This window comes from Bacillus sp. SIMBA_005 (genome assembly GCF_046535585.1).
Taxonomy (GTDB): Bacteria; Bacillota; Bacilli; order Bacillales; family Bacillaceae; genus Bacillus; species Bacillus pumilus.
This window is the reverse complement of record NZ_JAWRWI010001305.1, coordinates 1-230: the sequence shown is the minus strand read 5'-3', so window position 1 is coordinate 230 and position 230 is coordinate 1. Positions and strand designations below refer to the sequence as shown.

Here is a 230-nt window from a genome sequence, read left to right as displayed (position 1 = left end):
ACAGAACTGCACCGGCAAAAGAGTTTTAGATCTTGGTTGTTATGATGAGACTGCTTTAATTAAAGAAAACACAGGTAAATATTTATTTACAGAAATTTCAAAAGTTGCAGAATTACATTTCGGGGTAGATAATTCTTCCAAATTACCCGAAACGGGCATCAGCTACTCTGATACAGGAAAAATTTTTAAAGGGGATATTTACAATTTGCATCAAATGAATTTCGGTAACA

At 33.0% G+C, this 230-nt stretch carries 1 protein-coding gene; it reads left to right on the top strand.

Annotation, left to right across the window (positions count from 1 at the left end):
- On the top strand, nt 1-230 hold a 230-nt coding region (locus SB660_RS24295; RefSeq protein WP_410585214.1), incomplete at both ends, for a hypothetical protein.